Genomic DNA, 22,178 nt, shown 5'->3' on the forward strand with positions numbered 1-22,178 from the left:
CAACTCGGTCGAACGATTCTGCGGTGGCATTCTGGCCATATGGGTCTGGTCATCCGGCTGGTGGAGTTCCTCATCCTGCTGCTGCCGTTGGTGGGCCTGGCCATCGGCGCCGTGCGCGCCTTCGGCGCCAACAAGCGCCGGGCCGCGGAAGCCACAGAGCCCGCGGCGCCGCCGCCCGAACCCGCCGCGACCAGTCAAGCCGCGCGGTGGCGATCATTGCGGCGGATCCTCGACGAGCACCGCCACACCGATACCCGCTGGCTGTCCTACGAGCTGGACTTCGCCAAGCTGCTCGACTTCCCGCTGATGACGGACCTGCGCGATCCGCTGACCGTCGCCTTTCACAAGGCCAAGCTGCGCGCGGACCTGTTGCGGCCCGTCAAAGCCGAGGATCTGCTCGACGACCGCGAGGCCGCCGCGCGCTATCAGGTCGCGGTGGAGGACTACGTGACGGCGTTCAACGTCGCCGAGGCGGAGGCAATACGGCGAGGCCGCAACGACTTCTCCCGCGATGAACAGCAGCGGATCGCCCGCGCCCAAAGCCTGCTGCGGATGGCGTCGGACTCGGCCGCCGCGCCGCAGGAACGTCAGAACGCCTACGAGTCGGCCCGCAAAGAGCTCGACGGCCTGATCGTGTTGCCCGCCACCACGCAGGCCGGCATCGAGCGCGGGATCTCCGGTGAGATCGAGGGTTAGGCCGCGCCGGCATGTCACGATGACCGGATGACGATGCCCGGCCCACCCGATGAGGCGCTCGCCGGCTACCCCGTCACGCCACCACCGCTGCCCGGCCCGGTCACGTTCGACCAGCAGTGGAGTGAGCTGACGTTCCTGCATTGGCCGGTCGAGCCCGGCACCGTCGCGCACCTGTACCCACCGGGGACGCGTCCCGACGTTTTCGCCGACGGGCTGACCTACGTGGCGTTGGTCCCGTTCATGATGACCGGCACCAAAGTCGGTACCGCGCTGCCGCTTCCGTACTTCGGCCGCTTCGCCGAGACCAACGTGCGGCTGTATTCGATCGACGACGCCGGGCGCCACGGCGTCCTGTTCCGGTCGCTGGAAACCGCGCGGCTGGCCGTCGTTCCCGTCACCCGGATCGGTCTGGGCGTGCCCTACAGCTGGGCGAGGATGCGGTTGATTCGCGATGGCGACTACCTCACCTATGACAGCGTGCGCCGGTGGCCGCGCCGCGGCCTGTGCAGTCGGCTGACCATCGCCGTCGGCGACCCGGTGGCGTCGACTCCGCTGGAGGTCTGGCTCACCGCGCGCTGGGGTGCGCACACCCGCCGGGCGGGCCGGACGTGGTGGGTGCCCAACGAGCACGGGCCGTGGCCGTTGCGCGCGGCGCACGTTCTCGAGCTGCGTGACGAGTTGGTCGATGCCAGCGGGGTACCGCGCGCCGGTGATCGATTGCGGGGCCTGTATTCACCGGGTGTGCGAACCCGGTTCGGCCGCCCCTGCGTTGTCCGATGAATTACGGGATGGTGTAGCCGCCGTCGATGACGACGTCCGAACCGGTCATGTAGCTGGACGCGTCGCTGGCCAGGTAGAGGTAGAGGCCGACGAGTTCCTCGGGCCGGCCGATGCGGCCGAGCGGGATCTTGGGCTCCCACAGCCGGTGATACTCCGCCATCGGTTCGACGAGCTCGGTGAGGATGTAGCCCGGGCTGACGCTGTTCACCCGGATGTTGTGCGGCGCGAGTTCGACGGCCAACGCCTTGGTCAGGTGGATGACCGCCGCCTTGGAGGTGCAGTAGTGGCCGGCCGGCTGCGGGATGTTGATGATATGGCCCGACATCGACGCCGTGGTGATGATGGCGCCGCCGCGGCCCCGGTCGACCATCGCCCGGGCCGCGGCCTGCGCGGTGAGGAATACGCCGTTCACATTCGTGTCCTGGATGGCCTGGAATTCCTCCGGCGACATGTCCAGCATCGCTTTGAGATTGATGATCCCGGCATTGCAGACGGCGATGTCGATGCCGCCCAGCTCCGCGATCACCCGGTCGACCATTCGGTTCACCTGATCGGGTTGGGTTACGTCACACGGGATCGGCAAGATCCGGCCGCGGGCCGGGGCGAGCTCGGCGGCGACCTTGTCCAGGGCCTCGGAATGCCGGGCCGCGATGGCCACTTGCGCACCCGCTTGCAGGTACGCCTCCGTCACCTTTTTGCCGATACCGGTGGACGCCCCGGTCACCAGGGCCGTCCGGCCGCGCAGATCAAACAAGTCCAGCACGCTCATTCGATATCCCCATCCAGACGGGCCACCAAAAACCAGAACACGTTCTAGTGTGTCCGCTATGGGCAAGTTCAGCAGGGCCGAAATCGAGCAAGCCGTCGAGCACTACACAGCCGTGGCGGAAGGGTGCAGCGCCTCCGGCGACTGGGCGCCTTTTGCGGATTTATTCACTGAGGACGTTGTCTACATCGAACACCATTACGGGATATTTCACGGCCGCGAAGCGGTGCGGGAATGGATCGTTGCCGTGATGGCCCCGTTCCCGCACATGCGCTTTCCCAGCGACTGGATCGCCTACGACGACGACAACGACGCCGTCGTCATGATGATCAAGAATCTGCTCGACCACCCGACCGACCCGAACGGGGAGCCGTTCTGGTTCCCGAACTGGACCCGGCTGGTCTACGCCGGCAACGGCTTGTTCTCCAGCGAGGAGGACATCTACAACCCGAACCGCGATGCGCCGGGCGCGGTCGCCGCCTGGATGCAGGCCGGCGGTCAGTTCGCGTCAACCGAGTTCCTGCAACCCAACGCGCACTAGGCCTTCGGAGAAACCGCGGCGAGGTCCGGCGCTCGCTTGCGGCGGCGTGACCGGACCGCGGCCAGCGCCTGATCCCAGGCGATCAGCGTCGTCGCCTTGAGGTTGGCCGGCTTGGCGCTGTCTTTGGAAAGCAGCGCGGTGGCAGCGGCTTTCGTGGTTGCCGAGGCCTTCGACATGTGACCGGAGTCGAACGGCGGGTGCGGGTCGTATTCGATCGCCAACTGGATCGCCTTGGCGCGACCCTCGCCGCCGATCTCACCGGCCAGCCAAAACGCCAGGTCGAGTCCCGCGGACACTCCGGCACTCGTGATGACGTTGTCGTGGCGCACCACCCGCTCGTCGCTGACCGGAATGGCGCCGAATCCCTTCAGCATGGGGATCGCCAGCCAGTGCGACGTCGCCCGCCGACCCGCGAGCAGGCCGGCCGCGGCCAGGATCACCGAGCCCGAGCACACCGACGCCGTCCAGCTCGCGGTCCGGTGCGCCGCGCGCAGCCAGTCCAGCAACACCTCGTCGCGTGCGTGCACCGGAGTCGACGGGCCGCCGGGCACCAGAATGAGGTCAGGCGTTGGGGTTTCGGCCAGCGAATGCGTGGCTCCGATGACCAGCACACCGGAGTCGGCGGTGATCGGCCCCGGTTCGTGCCAGACGAATCGCACCTCCGCGCCGGGCAGGTTGCGCAGCACCTCGTACGGTCCGATCATGTCCAGCGCGGTGAATCCGGGGTAGGCCACGAAGGCGATCTGGGGCATCGGTGCGGTCCTTTCTGACTAGGCGAACGTCTTGCGGTACTGGTCCGGCGAGACGCCGATACGACGAATGAAGTTGCGCCGCATGGTTTCCGCGGTGCCGAAGCCGCACCGGGCCGCGATCGCGACAACGGTGTCGTCGGTCTCTTCCAACTGGCGGCGCGCCGCTTCGGTGCGGACGCGTTCGACATACTGACCGGGCGCCTCGCCGACCTCGTCGGTGAACACCCGGGTGAAATGACGCGGACTCATCGTCGCGCGGCGGGCCAATTCGCCGATGCTGTGCGCGGCGCCGGGGTGCGCCTCGATGGCCTCCTGCACCTCGCGAATGCAGCTGCGCTTGGCACGCGGAATCCACACCGGCGCCGCGAACTGGGTCTGCCCGCCGGGGCGGCGTAAATAGAGAACCATCCAGCGGGCAACGGTCTGCGCGGTCTCGGTGCCGTGGTCGTCCTCGACCAGGGACAGCGCGAGGTCGATGCCCGCGGCGACGCCCGCGGCCGTCCAGACCCGATCGGAACTCCGCACGAAGATCGGGTCGGGATCGACCTCGACGGCCGGGAACTGATTGGCCAGGCGCTCGGCGAAGGCCCAGTGGGTGGTCACGCGGCAGCCGTCCAGCAGCCCCGTCTCGGCGGCAAGGAAGGCGCCGGTGCAGACGGTGACGACGCGGCGCGCGCTGCCCGCGGCGGCTTTGATCCAGGCGACCAGGTCCGCGTCTTGCCGGGCCGCGTCGACGCCACCACCGCCGGGCAGCACGATCGTGTCGATCCCGTCGTCCGGGTCCGGCAGCGGCGTGCCGACGAACGCGAGGCCGGTCGCGGTGGTGATCGGCTGGCCGTCCGTCGAGGCCACGACGACGTCGTAGCCACCGCCGGTCAGCAGTGCCGCGCCGGTGAACACGTCGTGCGGCCCGACGACGTCGAGTGCCTGGACACCCGGAAAGCCGACGATAACGACCTTACGAACCATGGATTCAGTGTTGGCCGCGCCGAGGCATGTCGTCTAGGCCTAGTACCCCACGAATCAGGACATCGGACCTGACCCCGGGCCGCGTATCCGGCCTTGGCAGACTGTGCTCATGGCACAGATAACCCTGCGTGGAAATGCGATCAACACCGTCGGCGAGCTTCCCGCCGTCGGATCGAAAGCCCCGGCCTTCAACTTGACCGGCACCGACCTGAGCCCGGTCACCAGCGACCAGTTCGGCGGTAAGCCCGTGCTGCTGAACATCTTTCCGTCCGTCGACACCCCGGTATGCGCGACCAGCGTGCGGACATTCAACGAGCGTGCCGCCGCGGGCGGTGCGACCGTGGTGTGCGTGTCGAAGGACCTGCCGTTCGCGCAGAAGCGGTTCTGCGGCGCGGAGGGCATCGAGAACGTGACCACGGCGTCGGCGTTCCGGGACAGCTTCGGCGAGGACTACGGCATCACGATCGCCGACGGCCCGATGGCGGGGCTGCTGGGCCGGGCGGTCGTGGTGATCGGCGCCGACGGCAACGTCGCCTACGCGCAGCTGGTGCCCGAAATCGCCGAGGAGCCCGACTACGACGCGGCGCTCGCGGCGCTGGGCGGCTAGCTTCGGGTCACAGTCCGAGCAGTCGGACCGTTTCGGCCCGCATCTCGACTTTGCGCACCTTCCCGGTGACGGTCATCGGGAACTCGTCGGCGATGTGGACATAGCGGGGAATCTTGTAGTGCGCGAGCTTCCCGGTGCAGAAGGCCCGGACGGCGTCGGCGTCCAACGGCCGGCGGTCCGGCCGCATCTTGATCCAGGCACAGATCTCCTCGCCGTACGTGGCGTCGGGAACGCCGACGACCTGCACGTCATCGATGTCGGGATGGGTGTGCAGGAAGTCCTCGATCTCGCGCGGATAGACGTTCTCGCCGCCGCGGATGACGACGTCCTTGATGCGCCCGACGATCGCGCAATAGCCGTCGTCGCGCATCACCGCGAGATCGCCGGTGTGCATCCAGCCGTCGTGGTCGATCACGTCGCGGGTTTGGTCGTCATCGTGCCAGTAGCCCAGCATCACCGAGTAGCCGCGGGTGCACAGCTCGCCGGGCCGCCCCCGCCGGACGAGCTCGCCGGTGCCGGCGTCGATGACCTTGATCTCGACGTGCGGATGAGCCCGGCCCACGGTGGCGGTGCGGTGTTCGAGGTCGTCGTCGATCCGGGTCTGGCAGGACACCGGGGACGTCTCCGTCATGCCGTAGGCGATCGAGAGCTCCGACAGGTGCAGGTCCGCCACGCACCGCTTCATCACCTCGACCGGGCAGGATGCGCCGGCCATGATCCCGGTACGCAGTGACGACACGTCGCGGTGAGCCAGGTCGGGGTGGCCGAGTATGGCGATGAACATGGTGGGCACGCCGTACAGGCCCGAGCAGCCCTCTTTCTCGATGGCTTCCAGTGTCGCGGCGGGATCGAAACCGGGCGCCGGAATCACCATCGTGGCGCCGTGCGTCGTGCAGCCGAGGTTGCCCATCACCATGCCGAAGCAGTGGTAGAAGGGCACCGGGATGCACAGCCGGTCTGCGGGCCGCAGCCCGATGCATTCGGTGACGAAGTACCCGTTGTTGAGGATGTTGCGGTGTGACAGGACCGCGCCCTTGGGGGAACCCGTTGTGCCCGAGGTGTATTGGATGTTGATCGGGTCAGCGGGGTCGAGTCCGTCCATCCGGCAGCGCAATTCGTCGCCGGTTACCGCGTCGGCGCGCTGCCGTAGTCGCTCCCAGTCGTCGGTGCCCAGGAACACGACGTCCGCCAATCCGGGTAGCTCGGCCCGTATCTCGCCGATCATGCGGCGATAGTCGGAGGTCTTGAAGGTCGTCGCGGACACCAGCAGCCGAGTCTGCGAATCGCGCAGCACGTGCGACAACTCGTGGGTGCGGTACGCGGGGTTGACCGAAACGAGAATCGCCCCGATCTTGGCCGTGGCGTACTGGAGGATGGTCCATTCCGGGCAGTTGGGCGACCAGATGCCGACCCTGTCCCCGGGTTTGATGCCGACGGCCATCAAAGCGCGTGCCACACAGTCGATCTCGGCGTTGAGTTCGGCGTAGGTCCACCGCCGGCGGCCGGCCACATCGACGAGCGCCTCGGTATTGGGGTACTTCAGCACGGTGCGCTCGAGATTCGTCCCGATCGTTTCCTCGAGCAGGGGAGTGTCGACCGGACCGGCGTCGTAGGAGTCCAGGGCGGCGTACCGGCGACGCAACTCGTTCTTGAGCACCTTGCCGTTGGCGTTGCGCGGCAGGGCTTCGGCGATCACGACGCGGCGGGGACGCTTGTATGCAGCGAGGTGCGCGCGGCAGTGCGTCTCGATCTCGGCGTCGGTCGGCGGATCGGCGGGATCGCACGGAACGATCACCGCCATCGGGATCTCGCCCCATTTCGGGTCGGGCACACCGATGACCGCGACCTCGGCGACCTTGTCGTGCGCTGCCACGACGTTCTCGACCTCGGCGCTGTAGATGTTCTCTCCGCCCGAGATGATCATGTCTTTCCTGCGGTCGACGACATAAATGTAGCCGTCGCCGTCTTGGCGGACCAGGTCACCGGAGTGAAACCAGCCGCCCCGAAACGCCTCGGCGGTTTCGACGGGCCGGTTCCAGTATTCCTTCATCACCAGCGGTCCCAGGTAGACGATTTCGCCGACATCGCCCGGGGCAACGTCGTGCATCTCGTCGTCGACGATGCGGACCTCGACACCGAGCATCGGGGTGCCCACCGATCCGATTTTGCGCAGCGCGTCCTCGCCGCGCAGCAGGCATGTGATCGGGCTGCACTCGGTCTGCCCGAACGCGGCGATTACCTCGGCGTGCGGGAAAGTGTCGAACATCGTGCGCAGCAATGTCGTTGACGCCGGCGCCGCGCCCCACCACACCCGGCGCAGCCGGTGCGGGTCGCGGGACCGAAGGTCTGGCAGCGCACAGACCAGTTGCCACTGCGCGGGCGTCATCCAGCACGACGTGACCCGCTCGTCGACGATCAGACGCATGGTGGCCTCGGGGTCGAAGCCGCCCGATGGTGGAACGACGACCGTGCCGCCGGTCAGGAACGTCGGGAACATCCCCGACACGCCGGCGACGTGGAACAGCGGCGCGTGCGCCATCCAGCAGTTGTCGTCCCGGCCCAGACCGAGTGTGGCGATCACACTCACGGCATGTAGGTACAGATTGCGATGGGTGATCACCGCGCCCTTCGGAAAGCCGGTGGTGCCCGAGGTGTACATGATGAACGCGGGCGCCTCGTCGGCGACCGTGACGTCCGGCGCGACACCGGCTGCCGCGGCGATGAGTTCGTCCAGGCCGTCACCGATCGTCAGCACGGTTCGGGCCGACGGCACGCCGCCGCGCGCCCGTGCGACCGCCGGTGCGCAGGCCCGGTCCGCGACCACGACGACCGCGCCACTGTCCGCGAGCACATAGGCGATCTCGTCGGAGACCAGACGGAAGTTCACCGGCACCGCAACGCCCCCCAGGCGCAACGTGGCCAGCCAGACTTCGATCAGCTCAAGGCAATTCAGGCCGACCACCGCGACCCGGTCGCCCGGCCGCACCCCGTTCACCGACAGCACGTTCGCCAGCCGCGTCACGCGTTCGTCGAGCTGGGCAAAGGTACACCGCCGGCGCGAATCGACGAACGCAAGATCATCGGGCCGCACCCGGGCGTGGCGCGCCAGCACGTCGCTGAACGTGATACCGGTGTGAGCCACGGATTCCTAGATGCCCGCACGGTCGGCGAGCAGCGCCCGGTTCCGCGTGCTGCTGCCGAAGAGCGCCTCGGTGCTTTTGGCCCGACGCAGGTACAGGTGCAGATCGTGCTCCCAGGTGAAGGCGATGCCGCCGTGGATCTGGATCGCTGCGCCGGCGCACGACACGTAGGTGTCGGCGGCCTGGGCCTTCACCAGCGGAGCCGCGATGTGTAGCTCGTCGCCGCCGGCCGCGCTCATAGCGGCGAACATCACCGCCGCGCGCGTCGCGTCGATCTCGATCAGCATCTCGGCGCACGCGTGCTTGATCGCCTGAAACGATCCGATGCGGCGGCCGAATTGCTCGCGGCTGCAGGCATATTCGACGGAGAGCTGCAGACACGCCTCGGCGCCGCCGAGCATCTCCGCGGCCAGCAGCACCCGCGCCACGTCCAGCACCCGCTGCACGTCGTCGGGCGTGCCCGCGGCCAGGGCATCGGCCGGGGCCTGGTCCAGGTGCAGCGTGGCGACGGGCCGGGTGATGTCGAAGGAGGGCAGCGAAATGACGGTGACCCCGGGAGCGTCGGCGGCGACGACGTGCAGGCGCACGGTGCCCTCGACCACTGCCGGCACCACGAAAAGATCGGCCACGCCGCCATGCAACACCGGGGTGCACTCGCCGGTGAGCACGACGCGACCGCCCTGGCGCTGGGCGCGCACCGTCGCCGCGGACGCATCGGTCACCCGATGGCCGCTGGCCGCCAACGCGCCGATCTGCTCGCCGGAAAACAGGTCGGGCAACCGGCTTTTGCGTTGCTCGTCATCACCCAGCCGCAGAATCGCCTCGCCCGCGAACGTCGTCGCGGCGAAGGGGACGGGGGCCAGCGCGCGGCCCAGCTCCTCGAACGCGATCGCGGTCTCGACAAGGGTGCCGCCGATACCCCCGTATTCCGGTGGCGCGTGCAGCGCCGGCAGTTCCAGTTCGGTGCACAGCCTTTTCCAGAGCCGCTCGTCGTGGGGGGCTTCCCGCATGCGGGTGTGCTCGCTAAGGAAGCAGCGCAGCGACGCGCGGAAGTCGTCTTGTTCGGTGCTGTAACGGAAGTCCATTCGGTGTCAGCCTTGTCTGGCTTCCCGGCGCGGCTCTTTGGGAAGCCCGAGGAGTTGCTCGCCGATCAGATTTCGCTGGATTTGCGAGCTTCCGGCGTAGATCGTGGCGGCGCGGGCGTAGAGCAGCTCGTCCATCCAGCAGGCGGCAGAGTTCGGCGTGCCCGCTTCCGGGACCAGGCGTGCGCCGCCGTTGCCGGGGCCCGCCGGACCGAGCGCATCCAGTTCCAGGATTTCGGCGGCGAGATCGGTATAGCGCCGGAAGTATTCGCTCCAGATGACCTTGGTGATCGCGGCGTCGGCACCGGGCAGTTGCCCGTTCAGCGCCAAGGTAAGCCCGCGGTAGCCCCGGTACCGCATGATCTGTATCCGGGAAAAGCACCACGCCAACCCATCCCGGATATGCGGGTCGGTGTTCATTCCGCGCTTGCGGGCAAGCTCGCGGAGCCGTTCGAGGTCGCGGCCGAATTCGATGGACGCGGTGGCGACGTGCGAGCCGCGTTCGAATCCGAGCAGCGTCATCGCCGTCGACCATCCGTTCCCCACCCCGCCCACGACGTTGGCGGACCCGGTGCGGGCATCGGTGAAAAAGACCTCAGTGAACGACGAGTGTCCGGCCGCGTTGACGATCGGGCGGACCTCGACGCCGGGTTGTTCGATCGGCACCAGCAGGAAGGACAGACCCTGGTGCTTGGGCGCGCCGGGATTCGTGCACACCAGCACGAAGATCCAGTTGGCGGTCAGACCGGCGGACGTCCAGACCTTCTGCCCGTTGATCACCCACTCGTCGCCGTCGAGCACCGCCCGGGTGCGCACCGACGCCAGATCGGAGCCCGCCTCGGGCTCCGAGAAGCCCTGGCACCACCGATCTTCGCCGGTGAGGATCCGCGGCAGGAAATGCTTCTTCTGGGCTTCGGACCCCAGCGCGATCAGCGTATTGCCCAGCAGATCGATGCCCAGCAGATCGTTTTCGGCCCGCTCCGGGGCACCGGCCCGGGCGAACTCCTCGGCCAGCACGACCTGCTCGATGGGGGACAGGCCACCCCCGCCGTACTGGGTCGGCCACGAGACGGCGACCAGGCCATTGGCCGAAAGGGCCCGGCGCCAGCGGAATCCGAACGCTTCCCGCTCGGCCGCCGGCAACGCCCCGGGCCCCGGCCAGCCGGGTGGGAGGTGTTCGGCCAGGAAGGCGCGAATCCGGTACCGGAAAGCCTGCGCTTCGGGCGGGTAGGTGATGTCCACGGATGCCGTCTCAGGGGTGGTGCTTGGATGCGGGCAAGATCTCCGGCGCCCCGCGCCAGTCGTCGAGTCCATACTCGACCGTTCCGTAGGACAGCTTTCCGCCGGTGACCTCACCCCAGTGGGCATGGTTGAGCTGGTGGATCTTGAAACATCCGTCCAACGCTGTGGTGAAACCCATCGCATCGACGGTTTGGTTCACCGACTCCTTGATCAGTAGCGCCGCCATCGTGGGCACCTTGGCAATTCGCCGCGCGAAGTCGATTGTGCTGGAAGCTAATTCATCCACCGCAAACACCTTGCTGACCATCCCCAGGGCGTGGGCTTCGTCGGCTCCGATGCAGTCGCCGGTCAGCAGCAGCTCCTTCGATTTGCGCGGGCCGAACTCCCACGGATGGCCGAAATACTCGACCCCGCACATGCCCAGCCGGGTGCCGACCACGTCGGCGAACACGGTGTCCTCGCTTGCCACGATCAGGTCGCAGCACCAGGCCAACATCAGGCCCGCCGACAGGACCGTGCCGTGGACCGACGCGATGGTGATCTTGCGCAGGTTGCGCCACCGCTTCGTGTTTTCGAAGTAGTAATGCCACTCCTGACGATTGCGGGACTCCACCCCACCAAACGTCGCACCGTTGCACTGATAGGTGGGGTGTTGACCCGGGCCCGGCGAGCGTTCCCGCACATCGTCGGCGGACCCGAGGTCGTGTCCCGCCGAGAACGCGGGCCCCGCCGCCCGCAGGATCACGACCCTGACCGCGTCGTCAGCCTCGGCGATCGCGAAGGCGGCGTCCAGCTCGACCAGCATGCCGCGCGTCTGCGCGTTGCGCTGTTTGGGGCGATCCAGGGTGATCGCGGCGATCCGACCGTCGTCGAATGTCTCGTATCCGATGAAGTCGAAGTGCGGCGCGGAACTCTCCCGGCGACCGACCGGATGGAGTCCGTTGACGTTCATGGCGCCTCCTTTTACCGCTAACCGCGCGCTCGAACGGGTGACCTGAGCGAGGTTACGCGGCACTCCCACAAGATGTCCATAGCCAATACGCGCTGACACAAGCACAATATCGGTAAATTCGCATGCAAATTGGCTCTTGTGTGTAGCGAAGTATCTTGCTAGTACTGTGGTATACCTACAGCAGCAGGCGCGCGGCTAACGAGAAACGCAGAAGGGTTGCCCCATGGAGATCGGAATATTCCTGATGCCGGCCCATCCACCGGAGCGGAGCCTCTACGACGCCACCCAATGGGACCTCGACATGATCGAACTGGCCGATCAACTCGGGTACGTCGAAGCGTGGGTCGGGGAGCATTTCACCGTGCCCTGGGAGCCGATCTGCGCCCCCGACCTGCTGTTGGCGCAGGCGCTGCTGCGGACGAAGTCCATCAAGCTTGCGCCCGGCGCGCATCTGCTGCCGTACCATCACCCGGTCGAATTAGCCCATCGGGTGGCCTATTTCGACCACCTTGCGCAGGGCCGATTCATGCTGGGCGTGGGAGCCAGTGGAATCCCCGGTGACTGGGCACTGTACGACGTGGACGGAAAGAACGGCGAGCACCGCGAGATGACTCGGGAAGCCCTGGAAATCATGTTGCGCATCTGGACCGAGGACGAACCCTGGGAACACCGCGGGAAGTACTGGAACGCCAACGGAATCGCGCCGATGTTCGAGGGCCTGATGAAGCGTCACATCAAGCCGTTCCAGAAGCCGCATCCCCCCATCGGGGTCACGGGCTTCAGCGCGGGCTCCGAGACGCTGAAGCTGGCCGGCGAGCGCGGCTACCTGCCGATGAGCCTCGACCTCAACACCGAATACGTGGCGACGCACTGGGATGCGGTGCTGGAAGGCGCCGAACGCGGCGGCCGCACCCCCGACCGTCGTGATTGGCGCTTGGTCCGTGAGGTTTTCGTCGCCGAGACCGACGAGCAGGCGTTCCGTTACGCCGTCGACGGAACGATGGGACGTGCCATGCGCGAATATGTGCTGCCGACGTTCCGCATGTTCGGCATGACCAAGTTCTACAAACACCATCCCTCGGTGGCCGACGACGACGTGACGGCGGAATACCTGGCCGAGAACACCTTCGTGGTCGGCTCGGTGGACACAGTGGTCGACAAACTCGAAGCCACCTACGACCAGGTCGGCGGATTCGGCCACCTGCTGGTGCTCGGATTCGACTACAGCGACAACCCGGGCCCGTGGAACGAGTCACTGCGGCTGCTGGCCGAAGAAGTCATGCCCCGGCTCAACGCGCGCATTGCCAAGAAGCCCGTAGCGGCGATCGTCTAGCGATACCTGGCCGGAAGGGCGAACCAATGGCGGATCGCGAAGTCACCGTCGGGTATTCGGACGGCACGCACAAAGCGATGACGGTGCGGGCCGACCAGACCGTCTTGGATGCCGCCGAGGAACACGGCGTGGCCATCGTCAGCGAATGCCAAAGCGGAATCTGTGGCACCTGTGTCGCCACCTGCACTGCCGGCCAGTACGAGATGGGCCGCACCGAAGGTCTGTCCGACGTGGAACGGGATGCACGAAAGATCCTCACCTGCCAGACGTTTGCCACCTCGGATTGCCGGATCGAACTGCAGTATCCGGCCGACGACAACGCGGCGCGCCTGGTGGCCTGCGACGGTGCGGTGACCGGGGTTGACTTGCTGTCGCCGAGCACCGCGGTGCTGCGGGTAAAGGTGGCGTCGAAGACCGGGGCGCTGCGCTACCAGGCGGGCCAGTTCGCCCAACTGCAGGTGCCGGGCACCAACACCTGGCGCAACTACTCCTACGCGCATCCCGCGGACGGAAGCGGGGAACTGGAATTCATCATCCGACTGCTTCCGGACGGCGTGATGTCGAACTATCTGCGCGATCGCGCCAGGCCCGGGGACCATATCGCCCTGCGGTGCAGTAAAGGCACTTTCGGTCTGCGCCCCGTCGTTCGGCCGGTGATTTTGGTCGCCGGCGGCACCGGGCTGTCGGCGATCCTGGCGATGGCGCAGAGCCTGTCCGCCGATACCGCCCATCCCGTCGCCTTGCTCTACGGCGTGACCTCCAGCGAAGACCTGTGCAAGCTCGACGAACTCAAGGCGCTGGCCGACCGGGTGCCCGCGGTGGAGGTGCGCGTCATCGTCGCGCACCCGGATCCGGACTGGAACGGACCGACCGGCCTTGTCACCGATCTGCTGAACGAAGCAATGCTGTCCGGCGGCGATGCCGACGTCTATCTGTGCGGTCCGGCCCCGATGGTCGAAGCCACCCGAACTTGGCTGGACAACAACGGATTCCACCGCGTCGGGCTCTACTACGAGAAGTTCGTTCCCAGCGGGGCGGCGCGGCGCCGCAGTCCGGTTCGCCTCGATCACGCCGGCATCGACATCGCCGAGGTGCGCAGGCGTGGTCGCGGGACCGCGGTCGTCATCGGCGGCAGCATTGCGGGCATCGCCGCGGCGAAGGTGCTCACCGAGACCTTCGACCGGGTCATCGTTCTGGAAGCCGACGATCCGCATCGCCGCCGCGAGGGCAGGCCGGGCGCGGCCCAGGGCTGGCACCTGCACCACCTGTTGACCGCTGGCCAGATCGAGCTGGAGCGATTCTTCCCCGGCATCGTCGACGACATGGTGCGCGAGGGCGCCTTCAAGGTCGACATGGCAGCTCAGTACCGAATCCGGTTGGGCGGCAGCTGGAAGAAGCCCGGCACCAGCGACATCGAAATCGTCTGTGCGGGACGGCCGTTGCTGGAGTGGTGTGTACGACGGCGCCTTGACGACGAGCCGCGGATAGACTTCCGCTACGAGTCGCAAGTCGACGACCTGGTCTACGACCGGGCGAACAACGCCATCGTCGGGGTGGCCGTCAGCAAGGACGGCGATTTCGAGGTGGTGCCGGCCGAATTCGTCGTCGACGCATCCGGCAAGAACACCCGCGTCCCGGAATTCCTGGACCGCATCGGCATCGGGGCCCCCGAGGTCGAGCAGGACATCATCAACTGCTTCTACTCGACGATGCAGCACCGGGTTCCGCCGGAGCGGCAGTGGCAGGACAAGGTCATGGTGATCTGCTACGCGTACCGCCCCTACGAGGACACCTACGCCGCGCAGTACTACACCGACAGCTCGCGCACCATCTTGTCCACCTCCCTGGTGGCGTACAACTGTTACTCGCCGCCGCGCACCGCCCGGGAGTTCCGCGAATTCGCCGACCTGATGCCCTCCCCGATCGTGGGAGAGAACATCGACGGGCTGGAACCGGCGTCGCCGATCTACAACTTCCGCTATCCGAACATGCTCTGGTTGCACTACGAGCGCAAGCGCCAGCTGCCGCGCGCGTTGCTGGCCGTCGGCGACGCGTACACCAGCGCCGACCCGGTGTCCGGCCTGGGTATGAGCCTGGCGCTCAAGGAAGTTCGGGAGATGCAGGTGCTGCTGGCCAAATACGGCCCGGGTCACCACGATCTTCCGCGCCGCTACTACAAGACGATCGCCAAGATGGCCCACACGGCGTGGTTCGTGATCCGCGAACAGAATCTGCGCTTCGACTGGATGAAAGACGTGGACAAGAAGCGTCCCTTCTATTTCCGCATACTCACCTGGTACATGGATCGCCTGACGGAATTGGTGCACGACGACCTCGACACCTATCGCGAATTCTTGGCCGTCCTGCACCTCGTCAAACCACCGCTGGCGCTGATGACCCCCGGAATCGCCGGCCGCGTCATCGGCAAGTGGGCGCGGACGCGCTTGGCGGGCCAAAAAACGCTGATCGCCCGCAACTACGAAAATCGCGCGGCACCCCCCGTGGACCACGCGAACCCGCTTGTCGCCGTTGGTAGTTCGACTCCCGGCCACACCCGTTAGATCCCCCACAAGAAAGGCGAAGATGTCGCAGGTTCACCGATTCTTGGACTGCCGGGGCACTCGGATTCATGCCGTGGAAGACGGCGAGGGCCCGCTGGTGGTGCTGCTGCACGGCTTTCCCGAATCCTGGTACTCGTGGCGTAATCAGATTCCCGTGTTGGCCGCCGCCGGCTATCGGGTGGTGGCAATCGACCAGCGCGGCTATGGGCGTTCGTCGAAGTACCGGGTCCAATCGGCTTACCGCATCAAGGAATTGGTCGGCGACGTCCTCGGCGTCATCGACGCCTGCGGTGCCGACAGTGCCGTCGTGATAGGTCATGACTGGGGTGCGCCGGTCGCGTGGACCTTCGCATGGCTGCACCCGCACAGCTGCGCCGGGGTGGTCGGGATCAGCGTTCCGTTCGCGGGACGTGGCGTGATCGGGTTGCCGGGCTGCCCCTTTGGCGAGCACCGCCCCAACGACTATCACGTCGCGCTCGCCGGGGAAGGCCGGGTGTGGTACCAGGATTACTTCTCCGCACAGGACGGCATCATCGCCGAAATCGAGGAGGACGTCCGCGGGTGGCTGCTCGGGCTGACCTACACGGTCTCCGGCGAGGGCATGATCGCCGCCACCAAGGCAGCAGTCGATGCGGGCGTCGACTTGGCGTCGATGGATCCGATCGACGTGATCCGCGCCGGCCCGCTCTGCATGGCCGAAGGCGCAAAACTCAAGGACGCCTTCATCTATCCGGAAACCATGCCGGCCTGGCTCACCGACGCCGATCTCGACTTCTACGCCGCCGAGTTCGAGCGCTCCGGCTTCGGTGGGCCGTTGAGCTTCTATCACAACATCGACAACGACTGGCACGACCTGGCCGACCAGGAAGGCAAACCGCTGACGCCGCCTGCATTGTTCATCGGCGGGCAGTACGACGTCGGCACCACCTGGGGCGCCGAGGCCGTCGAGCGGGCAGCCGAAGTGATGCCGAATTACCGAGGGACCCACATGATTGCCGATGTGGGGCACTGGATTCAACAGGAGGCGCCCGAGCAGACCAACCGGTTGCTGCTGGATTTCCTGGCCGGGCTGGGGTGATGAGAATGGCGGGGGAGCACGGATGAAAACCACCGACGTGCGCGTGCTGCGCGCGATCACGGCGATCGCGACGGGACAATCCGTTGTCGTCAAAGGCGATTCGGACGGCGACGGCTACCTTGTCTTCGCCGCCGACGCCGCAACGCCACAACTGCTGGCGTTCATGGTTCGCCACACCTCCGGCTATGTGCGGGTGGCGCTGCCGGAATCCGAATGCGAGCGGCTGAATCTGCCGCCGATGTGTCACCGGGACACCGCGCTGTGCGTGTCGGTCGACGTGCGCGGGACGGGCACGGGAATCTCGGCAACGGATCGCGCCCGCACCGTCGCCGCGCTGGCGGCCGGCGCCTCGCGGCCCTCGGATTTCCATCGCCCGGGACACGTGGTCCCACTGCGGGCCGGCACGGATGGAGTGCTGGGCCGGCGTGGGGCCGCGGAGGCGGCCGTCGACCTCGCCGGTCTCGCCGGACGGCGGCGCGCGGCCGCGCTGTGCGAGATCGTCTCGCGGCGCAACCCCGCGCTGATGGCGCGCGGTGCCGAGTTGACGGAGTTCGCTGTCCAACACGGGCTGCCCGTCGTCTCGCTCGAGGAGCTGGTGGCGTATCGGCGGCGCACCGAACCTCAGGTGACACGTCTGACGCAGACCGTCCTGCCCACCTGGGCGGGCGATTCGCGCGTTATCGGCTTCCGCGACGCCCACCATGGTGGCGAGCATCTGGCGATGATCGTCGGCTCGGCCGGGGCCGGAGTGCCGGTGCCGCTGCACGTCCACGTCGAATGCCTGACCGGGGATGTGTTCGGCTCGAAGGCGTGCCGATGCGGCGGCGAACTCAATGGCGCGCTGGCCCAGATGTCGGCCCGGGGCAGCGGCGTGGTGATCTACCTGCGTCCGCCCGGACCGCCGCGGGCGTGCGGGCTGTTCCCCCGGCGTGCCGACCCGATGCCGGAGACCGTGGCGTGGATGCTGCGCGATCTCGGGCTGTATGCCCTCAAACTCTCCGATGACATGCCCGGACTGGGCCTGGTGATGTTCGGGGCAATTCGCGAGCGCGGCATCGGAACTACAACGTTGGCGGCTGCGGGTTGAGCCATCCGGATCTGGCCGGCAAGGCCGCGATCGTCACCGGCGCCGGCGCGGGGATCGGCCTCGCGGTGGCGCAACGGCTCGCCGCCGAGGGTTGTCGCGTGCTGTGCGCCGACATCGACGGCGCCGCGGCCGCCGCGGCCGAGATCGGCTCTGGCGCAATCGGTCACCGGGTCGACGTCAGCGACGAGGAACAGGTCATCGGCATGGTCGAGGCCTGCGCGACGTCGTTCGGCGGTGTGGACAAACTGGTCTCCAACGCCGGCATCGTGCACATGGCGTCGCTGATCGACACCACCGTCGAGGACTTCGATCGCGTCCTCGCGACCAACCTGCGCGGGGCATGGCTGTGCACCAAACATGCCGCGCCCAGAATGATCGAGCGGGGCGGGGGAGCGATCGTGAACATGTCCTCGCTCGCCGGTCATATCGCGGTCGGCGGCACCGGGGCGTATGGCATGTCCAAGGCCGGCATCAGCCATCTCAGCCGGATCACCGCCGCGGAATTGCGTTCGTCCAACATCCGCGCCAACGCGCTGCTGCCGGCCTTCGTCGACACCCCGATGCAACAGACCGCGATGACGATGTTCGACGAAGCACTCGGGCAAGGCGGCGCGCTCGAGATGATCGCCCGCCTGCAGGGGCGGATGGCCACACCGGCAGAGATGGCCGGCATCGTGGCGTTCCTGCTGTCCGACGATGCGTCGATGATCACCGGAACCACTCAGATCGCTGACGGCGGAACCATCGCCGCGCTGTGGTGATCTCATGCCGCCAGACATAAACCACGGCGACGATCCGCGGCGTGTCGTGTATGTGAGTTAAGTGTCGCGAGCGGGGTCAGGCAGGTTCGGACCGGCTGGTCAGAATCGACAGCGCGATCGCGGTGATTTCGTCGGCGACTCCGGCGTAACGGGTGAGATGCCAGGTGCGGGCGACATCTTCGATGAAGCTGATTGCCGCCGCAACGAGCAGCCGGGCTTCGGCGACGCTGGTCTCGGGCACCACCTTGCGGATGAGCTCGATCCAGACGGCCTCGCGGTCGGCCTGGTTTCTCAGGTAACCGTCTCGCACTTCGTCCGAAGCGTGCGACAGTTCGGTGACCGACACGGCAACCAGGTCCGGGGCGTCCAGGCTGATGCGGACGTGTCCCTCGACGAGTGCGCGCAGACGTTGCACTGCTTCGGAATTCGCGCGGATGGCACGGATGCACTCGAGGCTTCGCCACTCGTCGAGGCGGCGGATCAGCGCGTCCAGGATGGCCTGCTTGGACGAGAAGGACCGATACAGACCGGGACCCGCGATCCCGGCCCCCTTGCCGATTTCGCTGGTGCTGACGGCCGGATAACCGTGTGCGCGGAAGAGTCGGGCGCCCGCGGCGAGCAGGGTCTCGTAGCGGGAGAACAGTACGGCTTCGTCGTCGCGCGCAGCCTCGAGCGGGCGCAACTCGCAGACTTCAGGGGTCTTCGACGCGGCCATACACGCTTGGTACAGGCGCTCTTTGAGCTCGTCGGCGGGCAGTGTCAGGCTGTGCCGGCCGAGGCTGGTCAGCGTGCTGGATACCGCCCACGCCCGCAGTTCCGAATGCGGCGGGCTCAGACCGGGCACCTCGAGCAGGACGTTGTCGCGCATTCCCGCGACGATCGCGTTGATACGCCGCCGCACCTCGGCCCGGTCGTCCTCGTTGAGATAGCGGGACTCGCGCTGCCACAACACCGTCAGGGAGCGCGAGGCGATGGCCGCCGCGATCAAATCCGGAAGCTCGACGTTCAGGGGTCGCGGCGTCGGCTCGGCCTCGCCGTCGGTGAGACGACGCGCGCTCTGGTATTGATCCTGGCCGGTACGGATCGCTTCGGCCAGCAACGCCTGCTTGTTGTCGTAGTGGCGGTACAACGCCCGCGCGGTCACTCCCGCAGCCTCGGCGATGTCCTCCAACTTGACCGAATGGAAACCCCGGTCGATGAAAAGCCCGACGGCCTGGTCGAGAATCTGCTGCTTTCGGTCCTTCGGGCGGCGCCGCACGGGCTGGGTGACGGTCTCCATCGACTGCACCCCCTTACAGCTTCATTCCGCTCTGCTCCTCAAAGTCCGCGAGATCAAAGTAGTCGCTGAAGCGGGCGATCTTGCCATTCTTGACCTCGAACACGCCGGTGACCGGGAGCTCGACTTTCCGGCCGTCGTTCATCGTGAAATAGTCGATACGTTCGACCAGCACCAGACCGGGCTCGGCGGCCAGGGTGCGGATGTCGAGCTTGGCGTCGGAGAATGCGTCCAGAAACGCCTGAAAAACCGCGCGGATACCGGTGATTCCCTCGATCGGCTCGACCGGCACATTGTGGTAGACCGCGTCGTCGGCAAAGCCGGCGCAGATGCGGTCCAGGCTGCGCGCCTGCCACGACCCCAGAAAGTCTCGGACAAGCTTCTCGCTGGCTTCCTTCGTGTCGGTCATGCGGACGGCTCCTTTTCGTCGGACTATCAAAATACATCTTGTCGCATCAAGTGCGCTACCACATGCGATTTGATGTGCTGACATTGAATGATTTGACGTATCCGCTATAGACATATGTGCGGCCGCGCGGCCACTGCGCCACCGCGCCTCTCTCCTTCGGGTCACCAAGACTTCCCGTTTGGGGTCTGACCATGGCAGCGCCACGGTGATTGCATGCCAATCATGAGTTTCTTCACGGATTCCAGTGAGATCGACAGATACATCGGGGGCGTGTTTCGCGAGGCGGGAGACCACCCGCAGTCCGGGCCCAAGTTCCGCGCCGCCAATATCGTGCTGCGGGTCATCTATACCGATCCGGCCTACGAACTCACTGTGGCGCTGCGCGACGATTTCCAAGTCGTCTGCGGCCCAAGCTATCTCAACCCCGACATCACGATGACGATGCCCGCCGACGTGGCGGACCGATTCTGGCGCGGTGACTACAACCTCACCGTCGGCCTGGCCAAGGGCCAGGTCAAGGCCAAGGGGCAGATCGGCAAGATACTGCGGCTCATCCCGCTGACCAAACCGCTGTTTCCGATGTACCGAGCCAAGATCGCCGAAAAAGATCGCGCGGTGGCCCCGGAAAGTGGTGACCGGTGAGCGTCCCGCATCACCCGATGTTGATCGGCGGCCGGCCGGTCGACTCCGGACAGCGGATGCACATCATCGACCCCGGCGACGAGGAGCTGGTCGCGACCGTCGCGCAAGGCGATGTGTCACATATCGACGCGGCGGTCGCCGCCGCCAAGACCGCCTTCGAGCGGGGCACCTGGTCGCGCGCGACACCGCACGATCGCGCCGAGGTGATGCACCGGATCGCGGCCGCGGCCCATCAGGCCAGCGACGAGCTGATCGAATTGGAGATGGCGTGCAACGGCGCCACCATCCGACTGGCCACCGGATTTCACATCGGGTACGCGCTGAGCCACTTCAGCTATTTCGCCGACCTCGCCGAGAGCTACGCGTGGCAGCGGCCGGCTCCGGTCGAGACCTTCCCGGTGCTCAGTCAAAGCGTCGTGCACCGCGAGCCCATCGGTGTGGTCGGCGCCATCACACCGTGGAATTTCCCTCTGCTGCTGACTATTTGGAAGATCGGACCGGCGCTCGCGGCCGGCAACAGTGTCGTGGTGAAGCCCGACGAACACACCCCGCTGTCGATACTGGAGTTCGCCGGCATCGCCGAACACAACGGCCTGCCGCCGGGCGTACTCAACGTGGTGCCGGGGGAAGGCCGCGTTGCCGGGGCCCGGCTCGCGTCGCATCCCGACGTGGGCAAGATCGCGTTCACCGGCTCCACCGCGGTCGGGCGCGAAATCATGCGGCTGGCCTCGGGCACGGTCAAACAGGTGACGCTCGAGCTCGGGGGCAAGGGGCCGTCGGTTGTTCTCGACGACGCCGACCTCGATCTGGCCGTCGACGGAGTGCTCTATGGCTGCTTCGCCTACTCGGGCCAGATCTGCGAGTCCGGAACTCGTGCACTGATTCCCGCCGCATTGCACGATGAGTTCGTCGACCGTCTCGTCACCCGGGCGAAGACGATCGTGGTCGGCCCGACCCGCGACTGGGACACCGATCTCGGTCCGGTGATCGACGCGGCGCAGCGCCAGCGCATCCTGAACTACATCGATGACGCGCGGGCGGCCGGAGCCGCCGTCGCGCTCGGCGGCGAAGCGATCACCGGCGGATCGTTCGACAAAGGATTCTGGCTTGCGCCAACGATTCTCACCGGCGTCTCCAACGACATGACGATCGCGCGCGAAGAAGTATTCGGCCCGGTGCTCGTGGTCATCGGCTACGACGACGACGAACACGCCATCGAGATCGCCAACGACAGCGACTACGGTCTGGCCGCCAGCATCTGGACATCCGACAACGCCCGGGGATTGGCAATGGCCGAACGGATTCGAGCCGGCAGCGTGTGGATCAACGATGCGCACCAGATCAATTGCAAGCTTCCGTTCGGCGGCTACAAGCAGAGCGGCATCGGACGCGAACTGGGTCCCGACGCTCTCGATGCCTACACGGAGGTCAAGACGGTACACCTGGATCTGTCCGGCGGACGCGAGGCGAAGCCGTACGACGTTTTACTCGGCAATGCCTGAGC

The 22,178-nt window shown here is 66.7% G+C and carries 20 protein-coding genes; 11 read left to right on the plus strand and 9 right to left on the minus strand.

What is annotated here, in order from left to right; translation table 11 throughout:
• The first annotated feature begins 39 nt into the window (after positions 1 to 39).
• Together BN973_RS16065 and BN973_RS16070 are read left to right on the plus strand one after the other, a co-directional pair.
• Positions 40 to 696, plus strand: coding sequence for a hypothetical protein (locus tag BN973_RS16065; RefSeq protein WP_036469325.1), 657 nt, complete (start codon positions 40 to 42; stop codon positions 694 to 696).
• 27 nt (positions 697 to 723) lie between these two features.
• Positions 724 to 1,476, plus strand: a complete 753-nt coding sequence (locus BN973_RS16070; protein ID WP_036469326.1) for a YqjF family protein — start codon at positions 724 to 726, stop codon at positions 1,474 to 1,476.
• 1 nt (position 1,477) lies between these two features.
• Here BN973_RS16070 and BN973_RS16075 read toward each other — a convergent pair whose 3' ends face one another.
• A complete protein-coding gene (locus tag BN973_RS16075; RefSeq protein WP_036469327.1) occupies positions 1,478 to 2,245 on the minus strand; it encodes an SDR family oxidoreductase in 768 nt (255 codons plus the stop codon).
• Between the two features lie 58 nt (positions 2,246 to 2,303).
• Between BN973_RS16075 and BN973_RS16080 the strand changes: the two genes are divergently transcribed.
• A complete protein-coding gene (locus BN973_RS16080) occupies positions 2,304 to 2,783 on the plus strand; it encodes a nuclear transport factor 2 family protein (protein WP_036469328.1) in 480 nt (159 codons plus the stop codon).
• Here BN973_RS16080 and BN973_RS16085 read toward each other — a convergent pair.
• On the minus strand, positions 2,780 to 3,535 hold the full coding sequence (locus BN973_RS16085; RefSeq protein WP_036469329.1) for a DJ-1/PfpI family protein: 756 nt from the start codon (positions 3,533 to 3,535) through the stop codon (positions 2,780 to 2,782). The genes BN973_RS16080 and BN973_RS16085 overlap by 4 nt on opposite strands.
• An 18-nt stretch (positions 3,536 to 3,553) precedes the next feature.
• Complete coding sequence (locus BN973_RS16090; RefSeq protein ID WP_036469331.1) at positions 3,554 to 4,504, minus strand: GlxA family transcriptional regulator; 951 nt, start codon at positions 4,502 to 4,504, stop codon at positions 3,554 to 3,556.
• A 109-nt stretch (positions 4,505 to 4,613) separates the two neighbouring features.
• On the opposite strand from BN973_RS16090, the gene tpx reads away from it, so the two are divergent.
• Positions 4,614 to 5,111 (plus strand): thiol peroxidase, encoded by a 498-nt coding sequence (gene tpx / locus BN973_RS16095; RefSeq protein ID WP_036469333.1) that lies wholly within the window; start codon positions 4,614 to 4,616, stop codon positions 5,109 to 5,111.
• Positions 5,112 to 5,118: 7 nt separating this feature from the next.
• Here tpx and BN973_RS32195 read toward each other — a convergent pair whose 3' ends face one another.
• The 4 genes from BN973_RS32195 to BN973_RS16115 are packed head-to-tail and all read right to left on the minus strand — an operon-like array spanning position 5,119 to position 11,527.
• Complete coding sequence (locus tag BN973_RS32195) at positions 5,119 to 8,253, minus strand: long-chain-fatty-acid--CoA ligase (RefSeq protein WP_084163418.1); 3,135 nt, start codon at positions 8,251 to 8,253, stop codon at positions 5,119 to 5,121.
• 6 nt (positions 8,254 to 8,259) lie between these two features.
• Positions 8,260 to 9,336 carry an acyl-CoA dehydrogenase family protein gene (locus tag BN973_RS16105; protein ID WP_036469335.1) on the minus strand — a complete coding sequence of 359 codons (1,077 nt, stop codon included), beginning with the start codon at positions 9,334 to 9,336 and terminating at the stop codon, positions 8,260 to 8,262.
• Positions 9,337 to 9,342: 6 nt separating this feature from the next.
• Positions 9,343 to 10,575: an acyl-CoA dehydrogenase gene (locus tag BN973_RS16110; protein ID WP_036469336.1), complete on the minus strand. Its 1,233-nt coding sequence runs from the start codon at positions 10,573 to 10,575 to the stop codon at positions 9,343 to 9,345.
• Positions 10,576 to 10,585: 10 nt separating this feature from the next.
• On the minus strand, positions 10,586 to 11,527 hold the full coding sequence (locus BN973_RS16115) for an enoyl-CoA hydratase (protein WP_036469340.1): 942 nt from the start codon (positions 11,525 to 11,527) through the stop codon (positions 10,586 to 10,588).
• A gap of 223 nt (positions 11,528 to 11,750) precedes the next feature.
• On the opposite strand from BN973_RS16115, the gene BN973_RS16120 reads away from it, so the two are divergent.
• Genes BN973_RS16120 through BN973_RS16140 form a run of 5 tightly spaced genes read left to right on the plus strand, consistent with a single transcriptional unit; the run spans position 11,751 to position 18,347 of the window.
• Positions 11,751 to 12,860: an LLM class flavin-dependent oxidoreductase gene (locus BN973_RS16120; protein ID WP_036469341.1), complete on the plus strand. Its 1,110-nt coding sequence runs from the start codon at positions 11,751 to 11,753 to the stop codon at positions 12,858 to 12,860.
• Positions 12,861 to 12,886: 26 nt separating this feature from the next.
• Entirely contained in the window at positions 12,887 to 15,421 is a 2,535-nt protein-coding gene (locus BN973_RS16125; RefSeq protein ID WP_036469342.1) for an FAD-binding oxidoreductase, read from the plus strand.
• 22 nt (positions 15,422 to 15,443) lie between these two features.
• Positions 15,444 to 16,499 carry an alpha/beta fold hydrolase gene (locus BN973_RS16130; RefSeq protein ID WP_036469343.1) on the plus strand — a complete coding sequence of 352 codons (1,056 nt, stop codon included), beginning with the start codon at positions 15,444 to 15,446 and terminating at the stop codon, positions 16,497 to 16,499.
• A 22-nt stretch (positions 16,500 to 16,521) separates the two neighbouring features.
• Entirely contained in the window at positions 16,522 to 17,586 is a 1,065-nt protein-coding gene (locus tag BN973_RS16135; protein ID WP_036469344.1) for a 3,4-dihydroxy-2-butanone-4-phosphate synthase, read from the plus strand.
• Positions 17,583 to 18,347, plus strand: coding sequence for an SDR family oxidoreductase (locus BN973_RS16140; protein WP_036469345.1), 765 nt, complete (start codon positions 17,583 to 17,585; stop codon positions 18,345 to 18,347). Before BN973_RS16135 ends, BN973_RS16140 begins: the two co-directional genes overlap by 4 nt.
• A 76-nt stretch (positions 18,348 to 18,423) precedes the next feature.
• Here BN973_RS16140 and BN973_RS16145 read toward each other — a convergent pair whose 3' ends face one another.
• The gene (locus BN973_RS16145) at positions 18,424 to 19,626 is read right to left on the minus strand and encodes a TetR/AcrR family transcriptional regulator (protein WP_036472527.1); all 1,203 of its coding nucleotides are present in this window, start codon (positions 19,624 to 19,626) and stop codon (positions 18,424 to 18,426) included.
• 13 nt (positions 19,627 to 19,639) lie between these two features.
• Complete coding sequence (locus BN973_RS16150; RefSeq protein ID WP_051641288.1) at positions 19,640 to 20,032, minus strand: limonene-1,2-epoxide hydrolase family protein; 393 nt, start codon at positions 20,030 to 20,032, stop codon at positions 19,640 to 19,642.
• A gap of 222 nt (positions 20,033 to 20,254) precedes the next feature.
• On the opposite strand from BN973_RS16150, the gene BN973_RS16155 reads away from it, so the two are divergent.
• Together BN973_RS16155 and BN973_RS16160 are read left to right on the plus strand one after the other, a co-directional pair.
• Positions 20,255 to 20,674: a hypothetical protein gene (locus tag BN973_RS16155; RefSeq protein ID WP_036469346.1), complete on the plus strand. Its 420-nt coding sequence runs from the start codon at positions 20,255 to 20,257 to the stop codon at positions 20,672 to 20,674.
• A 17-nt stretch (positions 20,675 to 20,691) separates the two neighbouring features.
• Entirely contained in the window at positions 20,692 to 22,176 is a 1,485-nt protein-coding gene (locus tag BN973_RS16160) for an aldehyde dehydrogenase family protein (RefSeq protein WP_036472533.1), read from the plus strand.
• The last annotated feature ends 2 nt before the right edge of the window (positions 22,177 to 22,178 follow it).

Origin of the sequence: Mycobacterium triplex, assembly GCF_000689255.1 — a bacterium.
Classification (GTDB): Bacteria; Actinomycetota; Actinomycetes; order Mycobacteriales; family Mycobacteriaceae; genus Mycobacterium; species Mycobacterium triplex.